The sequence below is a fragment of the Micromonospora sp. PLK6-60 genome (assembly GCF_019890675.1).
Classification (GTDB): domain Bacteria; phylum Actinomycetota; class Actinomycetes; order Mycobacteriales; family Micromonosporaceae; genus Micromonospora.
This window is the reverse complement of sequence record NZ_JAIOAA010000020.1, coordinates 70,351-83,941: the sequence shown is the minus strand read 5'-3', so window position 1 is coordinate 83,941 and position 13,591 is coordinate 70,351. Positions and strand designations below refer to the sequence as shown.

Genomic DNA, 13,591 nt, shown 5'->3' with positions numbered 1-13,591 from the left:
GGAGGACGCTGTGCAGAGCTACCTGACCACGATCGCCGCCGCGCTGGGCGCGGCGGCGATCGCGCTGCTGGTGGTGGAGGTGGTGCACCGCGTGATGCGCCGCCTCGGCCGCCGCTCGTTGCTGCTGACCGAGCTCACCGAGCACGCGCACCGGTCGTTCCAGGTGGCCGTCACCATCCTCGCCGTGCAGTTCGCGGTGCGCTTCACCACCCTGTACGCGGTGGGCACCCCCTGGCGGCAGATCGTGCTGCACACCCTGGTGCTCGCCGTGGTGGCCGCCGCGGCCTGGCTGGTCGCCTCGCTGCTGGTGGTGGTGGAGGACACCGCGCTGGCCCGGTTCCGGGTGGACGTGCCGAACAACCGGCACGCCCGACGGGTCCGTACCCAGGTGGTGCTGCTGCGCCGGCTGACCATCGCGGTGATCGTGGTGCTCGCCCTCGGCGTGATGCTGATGACCTTCCCGGCGGTACGGGGCATCGGCGCCGGCGTGCTGACCAGTGCCGGTGTCGTCGGTGTGGTGGCCGCGCTGGCCGCGCAGAGCCTGCTCGGCAACGTCTTCGCCGGCCTCCAGCTCGCTTTCAGCGACGCGGTACGCCTGGACGACGTGGTGGTGGTCGAGGGCGAGTGGGGCCGGATCGAGGAGCTGACGCTCAGCTACGTGGTGGTGCAGGTCTGGGATGACCGGCGGCTGATCCTGCCCACCTCGTACTTCACCAGCACCCCGTTCCAGAACTGGACCCGGACCGAGGCGGCCGTGCTCGGCACCGCCGAGTTCGACGTCGACTGGGCGATCCCGGTGCAGGCGATGCGCGAGGAGCTGCGCCGGCTGGTGGAGGGCACCGAGCTGTGGGACGGCCGGGTCTGCGTGCTCCAGGTCACCGACGCCACCGGCGGGATGGTCAAGGTACGCGCGCTGGTCAGCGCGGCCGACGCGGGCAGCCTCTGGGACCTGCGCTGCCTGGTCCGGGAACACCTGGTGGGCTGGATCCGGGACAACCGGCCGACCGCGATGCCCCGGGTGCGTGCCGAGCTGGGTGACTCCTCGGGCTCACTGCCCTGGCAGTGGGTGCAGCCGCGCCGCCCGGTCCGTCGCCGGGCCGAGGCGGAGATGCCGGACGACGCCCGGGTCTTCGGCGGCAGCGACGACGGCGATGCCCGCAGCGAGGCGTTCATCGGCCCGGAGGACCACGCCGACGCCCGGCGCTGAGCCGCTGTTACCGCACGAGTCGCCGTCGGCGGGCGGCGGTGCGAGCGGGCGGAGCGGCGCGGCGCGGCGCGGGGCAACGCGGTGCGGCGCGGGCGGAGCGGGGCGGCGCGGGCGAGCGGGGCGATCAGCGGCCCGCAGGCGATGCGCGCCGGGCGGATGCCCCTTGCCGTGCGCCCGGCGTGTAGCGCCCTCGTCGGCCGCATGCGCCCTGGGCGGATGTCGCCCCAATGCCGCACGCCCTCGGGGTGGTCGGTGGGCAAGCTACCAACTTGATGTCGTAGACGAATCAGGGTGGCAGCGGAATCCCGCCATCCGGTTGCTACTCCGCGCACGGTGATTCGTTTACGACATCAAGTTCGTAGGCTGCCCGGCGCACCCCCCGACGTCGGTCAACGCACTGGATGGTGTCGCTTGACCCGCCACGCCTACCCCCGGCCATGCCACCCCGGGGCCCCCGGGCCGCGCGGCGCCTACCCGGCCGTGCCTCCCCGGGCCGCGCCCACCGCACTCCGCGCCGCCGGGCCCGGCGGCGGGGGGATTGCCGGGTCGGTGCGTGACCTCCGGCGGCCGGGCGCGTTGGCCCGTACGCGGCCGAAGCGGCCGGAGCGGGCGGATCGGTGGCGGGCGGGGCGTTTGGCGGCCCGTTTCCCGGGGATTGCTGCGCACGCCCCGCGTCAGGATTGACGGGCGGCGACTCCGGGCATACAGCGCGGTGATGATGAAAGGAGGACAGCATGGCTGACGTCGCGAGTCGCAGCGCGTCCCGGACCGGGAGCGAGCCGTCCACCGCCGAGCTGGTGCAGCGGGCCACCGAACAGGTCTCCCGCCTGGTGCGGGACGAACTGGCGCTGGCCCGGGCGGAACTGACCGAGAAGGGCAAGCACGCCGGGATCGGCATCGGGTTGTTCGGCGGCGGCGGGGTGATGGCCCTCTACGGCGCGGGCGCGCTGGTCGCCACGGTGATCCTGCTGCTGGCGCTGGTGATGCCCGCGTGGCTGGCCGCCCTGATCGTGGCGGTGGTGCTCTTCCTGATCGCCGGGGTTCTCGCGCTGGTCGGCAAGAAGCAGGTCAGCCGTGCCGTCCCGCCAGTGCCGGAGGCGGCGGTCCGTAGCGTCCGGGCGGACGTGGACACCGTCACCGCCGCGGTGAAGGACGGGAGGCGGGCATGACGGGCAACGGGACCGGTGACCTGGAGGCGCTCCGTGCGGAGATCCGCCGGACCCGGGTGGAGTTGGGTGAGACGATGGAGCTGTTGGCCGCCAAGGCCGACGTGAAGGCCCGGTTGCGGTCCTCGGCCGAGCAGGCGAAGGACCGGGTGCGGGGGCAGGCCGCGCAGACCGTGGCCCGGGTGCGGGGCCAGGCGACGCGGCAGGCGCAGTCCGTGCGAGTGCACGCGGACGAGGGGAAGGTGGCCCTGCGCAGCGGCCCGGCGCCGTGGGCCGCGGTGGCGGCGGGCGCCGTGGCCACCATGATCGTGCTGTTGATCGTACGGGGGAGGCGTCGGTGAGCTCGAAGATCGGCAAGGCGGCGTACCGCCCCGTCGGGGTGCTGCTCGGTATCGCGGCCGGCACCCTGGCCGGGGCCATCTTCCGGAAGGTGTGGACGGTGACGGCCGGCGACGGGGAGGCCCCCAGCGCCACCGACGAGGACCGCCGGTGGGGCGAGATCCTCGCCGCGGCGGCCCTGCAGGGCGCCATCTTCGCGGTGGTCCGGGCGGCCGTGGACCGCGGCGGAGCGGTCGGGGTACGCCGGTTGACCGGCCACTGGCCGGACTGACAGCCGCGCCGAAAGACCCCCTGCCGCCGTTGTCGGGCGGGGGGTCTTTCGCCTGTCGCCGCCGTCCGCACAGCCGCTTTGGGCAACCGTCAGGTCACATGTCGGAGAATTTCGTCGGGTAGGCTGTGCAGAGTTTTTGCGTACGTGGTTTGCTGTTCCACGCTGTTGAGAGATGGCGTGGGTTGAGAGAAGTCTCCTTCACCGGGGGCCGCCTCCGGCGCCGCTGCTCGAAAACGGCCAATCGGCCGCGCCGGCGTGCTAGGCCGCCAGTTTTAGAAGGAGATACACATGGCGCAGGGAACCGTGAAGTGGTTCAACGCAGACAAGGGCTTCGGCTTCATCACCGTCGACGGCGGGGGTGCTGACGTGTTCGTCCACTTCTCGGCCATCCAGACCAGCGGCTACCGCACGCTGGAGGAGAACCAGCGGGTGGAGTTCGAGATCGCCCAGGGTCAGAAGGGTCCGCAGGCCGAGCAGGTCCGCCCCATCTGAGCAAGCAGATCCGGTCCGCCGTCGCGCTCGACGGTGCGGCTCCGGACTGATGTCAAGCCCCGTGTCCTCCCCGGACGCGGGGCTTTCAGCGTTCCGGGGCCCGGGCCGCGGGGCCCGCTTCAGGAGCGGCGACGAGAGAGCCACGGGCTCGCTTCAGGAGCGGCGACGCGAGCGCAGCCCGAGCCAGAGCACGACCAGTCCGACCAGGACGAGCACCGGTCCGATGACCGCCCAGACCCGCTGGCCGGTCATCACGCTGCCCTCGACGTAGCCGAGGCCCTGGACGGTCCACACCGCCCCGACGACCATGGCGAGCAGGCCGAGGGTGAGCGGCAGCCAGCCCTTCATCGTTCCTCCCTCCGTGCCCGTGCCGGTCCAGCATGCGGTGCGCGGACCCGCCGGGCGGGGACGCGACGCGGTGTGTTCACCACCGGTGGTGCACCTGCGGCCTGATCAGCTCGTCGTAGGTGTCGCGCACGGCCGCCTGCTCGACGTCGGTGAGCGGCGCCAGCCCGGCCGCGGCGGCGTTGCGCCGGGCCTGCTCGGCGTCGCGGGCGCCGGGGATGACCACCGTGACGCCCGGCTGGTCGAGCACCCAGCGCAACGCGAACTGGGCCATCGTGCGGCCGTCGCCGACCAGCGGCGCGAGCCGGCGTACCGCGGCCAGGCCGAGGTCGTAGTCGACGCCGGAGAAGGTCTCGCCGACGTCGAACGACTCTCCGTGCCGGTTGAAGTTGCGGTGGTCGTCGGCGGGGAAGGTGGTGCGCTCGTCGTAGCGGCCGGAGAGCAGGCCGCTGGCCAGCGGCACCCGGGCGATGATGCCGACCCCGGCCGCCGCGGCGGCGGGCAGCACCCGGTCGAGGGGCTTGAGCCGGACCGCGTTGAGGATGATCTGGACGCTGGCCACGCCGGGGCGGGCGATCGCGGTCAGCGCCTGCTCGCAGGTTTCCACGCTCACCCCGTAGCCGGCGATGCGCTGCTCGGCGACGAGGGTGTCGAGGGCGTCGAAGACCCGGTCGTCGGCGAAGACCGCAGTGGGCGGGCAGTGCAGCTGGACCAGGTCCAGGGTGTCCACCCCGAGGTTGGTCCGGGACCGGTCGGTCCAGGCCCGGAAGTTGTCCAGGGTGTACGCCTCGGGCACCTGGTCGACCCGGCGGCCCATCTTGGTGGCGACGGTCAGCCCGTGCCCGGGGCGCCCACGCAGGAACCGGCCGATCAGCTGCTCGCTGCGGCCGTCGCCGTACACGTCGGCGGTGTCCAGGAAGGTGACCCCGGCGTCCACGGCGGCGGCGAGGACGTCCATCGCGGCGTCCTCGCTGACCTGGCCCCAGTCGCCACCGAGCTGCCAGGCGCCGAGGCCGACGACACCCACCCGACGCCCGAGCCGGTCGAAGCTGCGCTGTTCCATAGCCACCGAGCTTAATGATCTGGTTGCCCGGACGCGCGTCGGGCCGCTACGGTCTAGCAAGACGTACGTACGGTTTGGAGAATGTCATGTGGGATCCGAGCACCTACCTGCGCTACGGCGACGAGCGCTCCCGCCCCTTCCACGACCTGCTCGCCCGGGTGCCGGCCGAGCGCCCCCGGGCGGTGGTCGACCTCGGCTGCGGTCCCGGCACACTGACCGCCACCCTCGCCGACCGCTGGCCGGGCAGCCGGATCAGCGGCCTGGACTCCTCCGCCGAGATGATCGACCGGGCCCGCGCCCTGACCCGGGCCGAGCCGATCTCCTTCACCGTCGGCGACGTCCGTGCCTGGCGCCCGGAGCCGGACCTGGACGTGCTGATCTGCAACGCCGTCCTCCAGTGGGTCCCCGGCCACCGGGAACTGCTCACCCGCTGGGCGGCCGAGCTGCCCGCCGGCGCCTGGCTCGCCTGCCAGGTGCCCGGCAACTTCGACGCGCCGTCGCACCGCGCGCTGCGCGAGGTCGCGGCCCGGCCGCGCTGGGCGGCGACCGTCGCCCCGCTGCTGCGCGCGGCCCCGGTGGCCGACCCGGTCGGCTACGCGGCCCTGCTGACCGAAGCCGGCTGCGCGGTGGACGCCTGGGAGACCACCTACCTGCACCTGCTGCCGGCCACCGGCGCGGACCACCCGGTGCTGGCCTGGATGGAGGGGACCGCGCTGCGTCCGGTGCGGGCCGCGCTGGACGCCGGTGACTGGTCCGACTTTCGGGCCGAGCTGGGGGCCGCCCTCACCGAGTCGTACCCGGTGCGGCAGGGTCGGGTGTACTTTCCGTTCCGCCGCATCTTCGTGGTGGCCCGTACCGGCGCCCGCGCAGAGGAGAACCCGTGACCGACCTGCCCACCTTCATCGCCGGACTGCCCAAGGTCGAGCTGCACGTGCACCACGTCGGCTCCGCCTCGCCCCGCATCGTCGCCGAGCTGGCCGCCCGGCACGAGGGGCGCAGCCCCGTCCCGGCCGACCCGGACAAGCTCGCCGACTACTTCGCGTTCCGCGACTTCGCCCACTTCATCGAGGTCTACCTCAGCGTGGTCGACCTGATCCGGGACCCCGAGGACGTCTGGATCCTCACCCACGAGGTGGCCCGCGAGCTGGCCCGTCAGCAGGTCCGGTACGCCGAGCTGACCGTCACGCCGTACTCGCACGTGCACCGCGGCATCCCCGCGCCCGCCTTCTGCGAGGCGATCGAGGACGCCCGCAAGCGGGCCGAGGCCGACTTCGGCATCGCGCTGCGCTGGTGCTTCGACATCCCCGGCGAGGCCGGCCTCCCGGCCGCCGAGGAGACGCTGCGGATCGCGTTGGCCGAACGCCCCGACGGGTTGATCAGCTTCGGTCTCGGCGGCCCGGAGATCGGGGTGCCCCGGCCGCAGTTCAAGCCGTACTTCGACCAGGCCCGGGCGGCCGGCCTGCGGTCCGTGCCGCACGCCGGGGAGACCACCGGCCCGCAGACCGTCTGGGACGCGCTGCGCGACCTGGGCGCCGAGCGGATCGGGCACGGCATCTCCGCGGCCCGGGACCCGGAACTGCTGGCCCACCTCGCCGAGCACCGGATCGCGCTGGAGGTCTGCCCCACCTCCAACGTGCGCACCCGGGCGGTGGCCACGCTCGCCGAGCACCCGCTGCGGCAACTGGTCGACGCCGGGGTGCTGGTCAGCATCAACTCCGACGACCCGCCGATGTTCGGCACCACCCTCAACGACGAGTACGCGGTCGCCGCCGAGCTGCTCGGGGTCGGACCGGAGGGGCTGGCCGGGCTGGCCCGGGACGCGGTGACCGCGTCGTTCCTGGAGCCGGCGGAGCAGGCCCGGATCAGCGGGGAGATCGACGCGTACCTGGCGGCGAACGGGCGCTGAGCCCGGCGCGGGTGTGGAGTGGCGCGCGGCGGGAGTCAGGTGTGGGGGGACCGACTCCCGCCGCGCGCGCCCCACCGGCCGTTGGATGGAACGGGGCGTGTGGCCGGCGGAACTGATGGGTTCGGATCTGATCCTGTCAGCTCCCGGCCGGTACGCCGCCGGGGTTAACCCGGATCTAAGGAAGACTTGCGTTCGGGCACAACCGTCGCGCTTGCGTCGTTCGCGACCGCGGGCTGGCGACCCGGCTCGTTCCTCGCGCTCACCGGCTCAGCCGTCCTCGGCGCGCTGCCGGGGCCAGCGCCGGCCGGTCTTCTGCTCCCGCGCCTCCCGGGCCATCCGCCCCACCAGCCCGAACCGGCTCACCTGCCGAGGGGTGGCGTCCGGGTCGGCGAGCAGCATCACCACGCTGGCCCCGCCGAGCCGGGCCCGGTCGATGCTCACCGAACCGTTGGCCTGCAACGCGACCCGTTTCGCGATGTCCAGGCCCAGACCGGTCGAACCGCGGTCGCTGGTGCCCCGGCGCAGCGCCCGGTCCGGGTCGGGGATGCCCGGTCCGGCGTCGTCGACCCGGATCGCCACCCAGCCGTCGCGGCGGGACACCGCCACCTCGAACGCGGTGCCCTGCGGGGTGTAGCGGAACACGTTGCCGATCACCGCGTCCAGCGCGGCGGCCAGCTCGGCCCGCGGCACCGGGGCGGGGATGCGCAGCTGGGCGCCGGTCACCCGGTGCGCCCGCTGCTGGTCGCCGGCGAGCGCCGACCAGAACACCATCCGCTCCCGGACCACCTCGCTGACGTCGCAGCTGCCGGTCGCGGCCTCGTGGGTCACCGCCTTGCGGGTGGTCTTGATCAACTGGTCGACCTCGCCCTCCAGGGTGGCGATGGCCTGCCGGATCCGGCGGATGCCGCGCCGACGGTCCAGCTCCGCCTCGGTGAACGTGCCGATGCTCGTGTCGTCGGACTCCAGCGCCTCGGCGTCCAGCCGCAACGCGGTCAGCGGGGTACGCAGCCGGTGCGAGAGGTCGGCCACCAGTTCCCGCTCGTCGGAGCGGGCCGACACCATCCCGTCGGCCATCCGGTTGAAGGCGTGGCCCGCCTCGGCCAGCTCCCGGGGGCCGCTCGGCGTCACCCGTACGCCCAGGTCACCGTCGCCCAGCGCGCGCGCCGCCCGGACCAGCTCCCCGGTGGCGTCGACGGCGCGGGCCGCGACCCGGTCGACCACCACCACCGACGCGCCGACCAGGGCGACCGCCACGGCCGCCAGCAGCAACCAGGTGCCCCCGGCGCCCTCGTCGAGCTGGTCCTCCGGCACGAACACCTCGATCACGGCGACCCGGTCGCCCAGCACCACCGGGTCGAGCCGGACCACCCCGCCGGGCACGTCGGTGACCACGGACCGCCGGTCCTCGCGGGCCCGGGCCAGGTCCGCCTCGCCGGCCCGCCCGGCCGGCGCGTCGGCCAGGCCGTGCACGACCGCGCGGGTCTCCGCGGAGTCGCCACTGGCCTGTACGGCCCGGCGGACGGCGGCCGGTTCGCTGCTGACCGCCAGCGCGCCGGTGACCAGGGCGGCCCGGCGGCCGGCGTCGGCGAGCAGCTCGTCGCGGGCCTCGTTGCGCAGGCTGATCCCGAGCGGGACGAGGAAGGCCAGGGCGACCAGGCTGCACATGCCGGCCGTGAGCCCGGCCAGCGCCGTCCTCAGTCGGGGGCCACCAGCCGGAAACCCACCCCCCGCACGGTGCGCAGGTAGCGGGGCTTCGCCGCGGACTCGCCCATTTTGCGCCGGAGCCAGTACAGGTGAACGTCGATGGTCTGGTCCTCGCCGACCGACGGCTGCCGCCATACCTCCTCCAAGAGTTCCCGGCGGGACACTACCCGTCCGGGTCGCGCGGCGAGATACGCCAGCAGGTCGAATTCCTTGCGGGTGAGCGCCAGCGGCTCCCCGTCGAGCACCGCGCTGCGCTCACCGACGTCCACCCGCAGCCCACCGACGGTGTGCACGGCCGGTTGCACCGTACGGCTGGCCCGGCCGACCCGGCGCAGCACGGTGGTGATCCGGGCGTCCAGGTGCGCCCCGGTGAACGGCTTGACCATGTAGTCGTCCGCGCCGGCCCGCAGCAGCCGGACGACCGACTGCTCGTCGTCGCGGGCGGTGGCGATGATGATCGGGACGTCGGTGATGCCGCGCAGCATCCGCAGCGCGTCCGACCCGTCCAGGTCGGGCAGGCCCAGGTCGAGGACCACCAGGTCGGGTGTCTCCGCGGCGACCCGGCGCAGCGCGTCCAGCGCGGTGCCCACGGCGTGCACGGCGTGCCCCCGGTCGGTGAGGGAGCGGAGCATCGCGCCGCGGACGACGTGGTCGTCTTCGACCAGGAGCACGGTGGCCACGTCAAGACCGTACTTCGCGTGGCAAGTTGATCGCGTTGCGGCACTCCCCGCGACCCGGCAAGCTGGGAAAGCGATGACGTTCACCCTGTTTCCCGACACCCGCGCGGCGCTGGCCCGGGACGCGCTGGCCGGGCTCTCGGTCGGCGACGCCCTCGGCGCGACCTTCTTCGTCCCCGGGCAGCCGGCGGCCCCGTGGGGCGAGCCGCCGGCCGGCCCCTGGCCGTGGAGCGACGACACCGAGATGGCCTGCTCGGTGCTGCGGGTGCTGGCCGAGACCGGCGCGGTGGACCGGGACGCCCTGGCCGACTCGTTCGCCCGACGCTACGACCCGGCCCGGCGCTACGGCGCCGGGGCGGTGCGGATCCTGGAGCTGATCCGCGCCGGCACCCCCTGGCCGGTGGCCGCCGCGTCCGCCTTCGAGGGGCAGGGCTCCTGCGGCAACGGGGCGGCGATGCGGGTCGGGCCGCTGGGCGCCTGGTTCGCCGACTCCACCCGCCGCGCCGCCGACCAGGCCCGGGCCTCCGCCGAGGTGACCCACGCCCATCCGGAGGGCATCGCCGGGGCGGTGGCGGTCGCGGTCGCCGCCTCGCTGGCCGCCCGGGCCCGGCTGACGGGGGACCGCCCGGCGCCGGCCCGGTTGCTCGCCGCGGTGGCCGCCGCGCTGGACCCCACCGGCGACGTCCACCAGGGGGTACGCCGCGCGGCGACGCTGCTCGGCGGCCCGCTGCCGCGCGCGGTCGACGCGCTGGGCAACGGTTCGCGGGTGACCGCCCAGGACACCGTCCCGTTCACCCTCTGGGTGGCGGCCACCCACCTGGACGACTATCCCGCGGCGGTACGGGCCTGCGTCGAGGCCGGCGGGGACGTCGACACCACCGCCGCCATCGCCGGCGCCGTGGTTGCCGCGTACGCCGGCATCGGCACCCCCGGCGGCGTGCCGGCGGGGTGGCTGGCCGCCCGGGAACCGCTGCCCGACTGGCTCGGCTGACCGGGCCCGCCGCGCTGGTCCCGGCCTGCCGCCGGCTGCGGGGCGGGCCCGGGCCCGCGCCGCCGCGGCCCTAGGAACCGGGCCGCCCGGTCGTTCCGGAGAGCACGGCCACCGGCTCCGGCCGGGTGGCATCCGGTGCCGCGCCGGAGCCCCGACCGCTGCTCGTGGCGGCGGTGGTCGCCGGTTCGCCGTCCGTGGCGGTGCTGCCCGCTGGCGCGGCGGTCGCCGGCTCGGCGTCCGTGGCGGTGCTGTCCGCTGGCGCCGCGGTCACCGGCCCGCCGTCCGTGGCCGTGGGGTCCGTGCGTGCGCTGTCCGCGGAGTCAGCGGTCGCCGGCTCGCCGCCGCCACCGCCGTCGGTCTCCGGGCGCCGGCGCCAGCGGCTGGCCGCCCAGCCGAGCACCGCGCCACCACCCAGTCCGGCCAGCAGGCCGCCGCCGAGCAGCAGGTCGGCGCTGGGCCCGTCGCCGCCGGCCGGCCGCGCGCCATCCGGTTCGCCGGCGACCGCCGGGCCGTGCCCCCCGGACTCCGGGCCGGTGAGGCCCGCGTCGTGCCCGCCGGTGCCCGGCCCGGTCCCGCCGGTGTCGTGCCCGCTCATGCCCGGGCCGGTCCCGCCGCCGTCGTGCCCGGGCGCCCCCGGCGGGGCCGCTGCCAGGGCGAGCGCCGGGGCCGGCCGCTCCCCGCCGGCCGGGTCGGCCCAACGGACCACCGTGCCGTCGGCGTACGTCTGGATCACCTCGAAGGCGAGCCGGTCGGTCTCGGGCAGCGGCCCGAGGGAGAGCCCGAGCCGGGCCGGGCCGGCCGGCGCCCCGGTGCCCCGGGTCCAGATCACCGAGGCGGTGACGCTGTCCACCTGCCCGCCGTGGATGCCGGGCATCGGCGTGTCCAGCTTCCGGTAGGTGAGTTGGGGGCCCCAACCCGGCACCGACATCGGGAAGACCTCGGCGATCGGCGCCGCCGCCGGCAGCCGTACCTCGATCTTCTCGGTGCGGCTGCCGGCCCGCTCCTCGGGCACCACGAAGGTGAGTTCGGCCGCGCCACCCCGCTGCGCCCGGTCCGGGCTCACCGTCACGTCGGCCAGCGCCGCACCCGGCCCGGCCAGCGCCCCGACCACGGCGGCGGCCAGGGCGGCGGCCGCCCGTACCCGCCCGCGACCACGGGTCCTCGTCATCCGCGTTCCCTCCCTCGCCGGCCGGCACCGGCTCCGGCCACACCTGATGGTTCGGACGGCGGGCCGAAAAGGTTCAATCCGCCGGGCCCCGACCCCGGACGGGCGGGGTGGGACGCGACAAAGACCGACGCCCGGGTGGAAAGAGGCGCCCGATAGCATCGTCACCAGCCGTCACCGGCGGTGTCCGTACGTCCGCGTCTTCTCGAGGAGTTCACCGTGTCCGCACCCCGTACCCCCGTCGTGGCCGACCCCGTCGTCGTGGCCGCCGGGACCACGGCGGCCGACGCGGTGGCCGCGGCCGGCCTGCCGATGACCGGCCCGAAGGCCGTCGTGGTGGTCCGTGACCCGCAGGGCCAACTCCGTGACCTGGACTGGCAGCCGGCCGAGGAGACCAGCGTCGAGCCGGTCGCGCTCGACACCCCGGACGGGCTGAACGTGCTGCGCCACTCCACCGCGCACGTGCTCGCCCAGGCCGTGCAGGACGTCTTCCCCGAGGCGAAGCTCGGCATCGGCCCGCCGATCGAGAACGGCTTCTACTACGACTTCGCGGTCGACAAGCCGTTCCAGCCGGACGACCTGGCCAAGCTCGAGAAGCGGATGCAGGAGATCGTCAAGTCCGGCCAGCGGTTCCGCCGGCGCCGCTTCGACAGCCTGGACGAGGCGAGGACCGAGCTGGCCGCCGAGCCGTTCAAGCTGGAGTTGATCGAGGTCAAGGGGGAGGGGCTGGACTCCTCCGAGGTGATGGAGGTGGGCGGCGGCGAGCTGACCATCTACGACAACCTCGCCGCCGGTGAGGACAAGGTCTGCTGGTCGGACCTGTGCCGCGGCCCGCACCTGCCGAACACCCGGCTGATCGGCGCGTTCAAGCTGATGCGCTCGGCCGCCGCGTACTGGCGGGGGAGCGAGAAGAACCCGCAGTTGCAGCGGGTCTACGGCACCGCGTGGCCGACCCGGGACGAGCTCAAGGCGTACCTGCGGTTGTTGGAGGAGGCCGCCCGGCGCGACCACCGCAAGCTCGGCGCGGACCTGGACCTGTTCAGCTTCCCCGACGAGATCGGCTCCGGCCTGGCGGTCTTCCACCCCAAGGGTGGCGTGATCAAGCGGGTGATGGAGGACTACGTCCGGGCCCGCCACATCGAGGAGGGCTTCCAGTACGTCGGGACGCCGCACATCTCGAAGGAAGGGCTGTTCCACACCTCGGGCCACCTGCCCTACTACGCCGATGGCATGTACCCGCCCATGGAGCTGGAGGGCGCGGACTACTACCTCAAGGCGATGAACTGCCCGATGCACAACCTGATCTACCGGTCGCGCGGGCGGTCCTACCGTGAGCTGCCGATGCGGTTGTTCGAGTTCGGCTCGGTCTACCGGTACGAGAAGTCCGGTGTGGTGCACGGGCTGACCCGGGTGCGTGGCCTGACCCAGGACGACTCGCACTCCTACTGCACCCGGGAGCAGGCGCCGGCCGAGATCAAGCACCTGCTCGGGTTCGTGCTCAGCCTGCTGAAGGACTTCGGCATCGACGACTTCTACCTGGAGCTGTCGACCCGGGACGAGTCGAAGCCGGAGAAGTTCGTCGGCTCCGACGCGGACTGGGCGACGGCCACCGAGGTGCTCGAGCGGTGCGCCCGGGAGACCGGGCTGGACCTGGTGCCGGACCCGGGCGGCGCGGCCTTCTACGGCCCGAAGATCTCGGTGCAGGCCAAGGACGCGATCGGCCGGACCTGGCAGCTGTCGACCATCCAGTACGACTTCAACCAGCCGAAGGGCTTCGGCCTGGAATACCAGGCGGCCGACGGCACCCGGCAGCAGCCCGTCATGATCCACTGTGCGAAGTTCGGCTCCATCGAGCGGTTCATCGGCGTGCTCACCGAGCACTACGCCGGCGCGTTCCCGGCCTGGCTGGCCCCGGTGCAGGTGGTCGGCATCCCGATCCGCGACGACCACGCCGACTACCTCCAGGAGTTCGTCACCACGCTGCGCAAGCAGGGGATCCGGGCCGAGGTCGACTTCGGCGACGACCGGATGCAGAAGAAGATCCGCAACGCCCAGCAGCAGAAGATCCCGTTCATGGTGATCGCCGGGGACGACGACGTGGCCGCCGGCACGGTGTCGTTCCGCTATCGGGACGGGTCTCAGCGCAACGGGGTGCCGGTGGGGGAGGCTGTTGCGCACGTGGTGGAGGTGGTGGGGTCGCGGACGAACACCGGGCCTTCGGCCACGGTGTAAGGAGGGTGCCCTTGTTAACGCATTCTGTATAGG

The 13,591-nt window shown here is 74.2% G+C and carries 14 protein-coding genes; 9 read left to right on the top strand and 5 right to left on the bottom strand.

Annotation, left to right across the window (positions count from 1 at the left end; genetic code table 11):
- The first annotated feature begins 10 nt into the window (after window positions 1-10).
- The 5 genes from K7640_RS26505 (at window position 11) to K7640_RS26485 (ending at window position 3,475) form a co-directional block, all read left to right on the top strand.
- Window positions 11-1,207 (top strand): mechanosensitive ion channel family protein, encoded by a 1,197-nt coding sequence (locus K7640_RS26505; protein ID WP_222957646.1) that lies wholly within the window; start codon window positions 11-13, stop codon window positions 1,205-1,207.
- Window positions 1,208-1,941: 734 nt separating this feature from the next.
- Window positions 1,942-2,376: a phage holin family protein gene (locus K7640_RS26500; protein WP_222957645.1), complete on the top strand. Its 435-nt coding sequence runs from the start codon at window positions 1,942-1,944 to the stop codon at window positions 2,374-2,376.
- The gene (locus K7640_RS26495; RefSeq protein ID WP_222957644.1) at window positions 2,373-2,714 is read left to right on the top strand and encodes a DUF3618 domain-containing protein; all 342 of its coding nucleotides are present in this window, start codon (window positions 2,373-2,375) and stop codon (window positions 2,712-2,714) included. Before K7640_RS26500 ends, K7640_RS26495 begins: the two co-directional genes overlap by 4 nt.
- Window positions 2,711-2,983, top strand: coding sequence for a DUF4235 domain-containing protein (locus K7640_RS26490; RefSeq protein WP_222957643.1), 273 nt, complete (start codon window positions 2,711-2,713; stop codon window positions 2,981-2,983). Before K7640_RS26495 ends, K7640_RS26490 begins: the two co-directional genes overlap by 4 nt.
- Window positions 2,984-3,271: 288 nt before the next feature.
- Entirely contained in the window at window positions 3,272-3,475 is a 204-nt protein-coding gene (locus tag K7640_RS26485) for a cold-shock protein (RefSeq protein ID WP_007075740.1), read from the top strand.
- 153 nt (window positions 3,476-3,628) lie between these two features.
- Here the strand turns inward: K7640_RS26485 and K7640_RS26480 are convergent, their stop codons facing one another.
- Together K7640_RS26480 and K7640_RS26475 are read right to left on the bottom strand one after the other, a co-directional pair.
- The gene (locus K7640_RS26480) at window positions 3,629-3,823 is read right to left on the bottom strand and encodes a hypothetical protein (RefSeq protein WP_222957642.1); all 195 of its coding nucleotides are present in this window, start codon (window positions 3,821-3,823) and stop codon (window positions 3,629-3,631) included.
- Window positions 3,824-3,899: 76 nt separating this feature from the next.
- Complete coding sequence (locus tag K7640_RS26475; RefSeq protein WP_222957641.1) at window positions 3,900-4,883, bottom strand: aldo/keto reductase; 984 nt, start codon at window positions 4,881-4,883, stop codon at window positions 3,900-3,902.
- 86 nt (window positions 4,884-4,969) lie between these two features.
- Here K7640_RS26475 and K7640_RS26470 point away from each other — a divergent pair, with 86 nt between their 5' ends.
- Both K7640_RS26470 and K7640_RS26465 read left to right on the top strand, forming a co-directional pair.
- On the top strand, window positions 4,970-5,767 hold the full coding sequence (locus K7640_RS26470) for a trans-aconitate 2-methyltransferase (protein ID WP_222957640.1): 798 nt from the start codon (window positions 4,970-4,972) through the stop codon (window positions 5,765-5,767).
- Window positions 5,764-6,789, top strand: coding sequence for an adenosine deaminase (locus K7640_RS26465; protein WP_222957639.1), 1,026 nt, complete (start codon window positions 5,764-5,766; stop codon window positions 6,787-6,789). Before K7640_RS26470 ends, K7640_RS26465 begins: the two co-directional genes overlap by 4 nt.
- A gap of 267 nt (window positions 6,790-7,056) precedes the next feature.
- Here the strand turns inward: K7640_RS26465 and K7640_RS26460 are convergent, their stop codons facing one another.
- Both K7640_RS26460 and K7640_RS26455 read right to left on the bottom strand, forming a co-directional pair.
- Window positions 7,057-8,454 carry an ATP-binding protein gene (locus K7640_RS26460; RefSeq protein ID WP_222957638.1) on the bottom strand — a complete coding sequence of 466 codons (1,398 nt, stop codon included), beginning with the start codon at window positions 8,452-8,454 and terminating at the stop codon, window positions 7,057-7,059.
- A 29-nt stretch (window positions 8,455-8,483) separates the two neighbouring features.
- Window positions 8,484-9,173: a response regulator transcription factor gene (locus K7640_RS26455; protein ID WP_222957637.1), complete on the bottom strand. Its 690-nt coding sequence runs from the start codon at window positions 9,171-9,173 to the stop codon at window positions 8,484-8,486.
- 73 nt (window positions 9,174-9,246) lie between these two features.
- Here K7640_RS26455 and K7640_RS26450 point away from each other — a divergent pair, with 73 nt between their 5' ends.
- Complete coding sequence (locus tag K7640_RS26450; protein WP_222957636.1) at window positions 9,247-10,161, top strand: ADP-ribosylglycohydrolase family protein; 915 nt, start codon at window positions 9,247-9,249, stop codon at window positions 10,159-10,161.
- A 70-nt stretch (window positions 10,162-10,231) separates the two neighbouring features.
- Here the strand turns inward: K7640_RS26450 and K7640_RS26445 are convergent, their stop codons facing one another.
- The gene (locus K7640_RS26445; RefSeq protein ID WP_222957635.1) at window positions 10,232-11,329 is read right to left on the bottom strand and encodes a YcnI family protein; all 1,098 of its coding nucleotides are present in this window, start codon (window positions 11,327-11,329) and stop codon (window positions 10,232-10,234) included.
- Between the two features lie 216 nt (window positions 11,330-11,545).
- Here K7640_RS26445 and thrS point away from each other — a divergent pair, with 216 nt between their 5' ends.
- Complete coding sequence (gene thrS, locus K7640_RS26440; protein ID WP_222957634.1) at window positions 11,546-13,558, top strand: threonine--tRNA ligase; 2,013 nt, start codon at window positions 11,546-11,548, stop codon at window positions 13,556-13,558.
- The last annotated feature ends 33 nt before the right edge of the window (window positions 13,559-13,591 follow it).

Excerpts from the sequence above, each read along its gene's own strand:
- K7640_RS26500 (WP_222957645.1), top strand. The coding sequence starts at position 1,942 with ATGGCTGACGTCGCGAGTCGCAGCGCGTCCCGGACCGGGAGCGAGCCG.
- K7640_RS26495 (WP_222957644.1), top strand. The coding sequence starts at position 2,373 with ATGACGGGCAACGGGACCGGTGACCTGGAGGCGCTCCGTGCGGAGATC.
- K7640_RS26485 (WP_007075740.1), top strand. The coding sequence starts at position 3,272 with ATGGCGCAGGGAACCGTGAAGTGGTTCAACGCAGACAAGGGCTTCGGC.
- K7640_RS26480 (WP_222957642.1), bottom strand. The coding sequence starts at position 3,823 with ATGAAGGGCTGGCTGCCGCTCACCCTCGGCCTGCTCGCCATGGTCGTC.
- K7640_RS26475 (WP_222957641.1), bottom strand. The coding sequence starts at position 4,883 with ATGGAACAGCGCAGCTTCGACCGGCTCGGGCGTCGGGTGGGTGTCGTC.
- K7640_RS26470 (WP_222957640.1), top strand. The coding sequence starts at position 4,970 with ATGTGGGATCCGAGCACCTACCTGCGCTACGGCGACGAGCGCTCCCGC.
- K7640_RS26460 (WP_222957638.1), bottom strand. The coding sequence starts at position 8,454 with ATGTGCAGCCTGGTCGCCCTGGCCTTCCTCGTCCCGCTCGGGATCAGC.
- K7640_RS26450 (WP_222957636.1), top strand. The coding sequence starts at position 9,247 with ATGACGTTCACCCTGTTTCCCGACACCCGCGCGGCGCTGGCCCGGGAC.
- K7640_RS26445 (WP_222957635.1), bottom strand. The coding sequence starts at position 11,329 with ATGACGAGGACCCGTGGTCGCGGGCGGGTACGGGCGGCCGCCGCCCTG.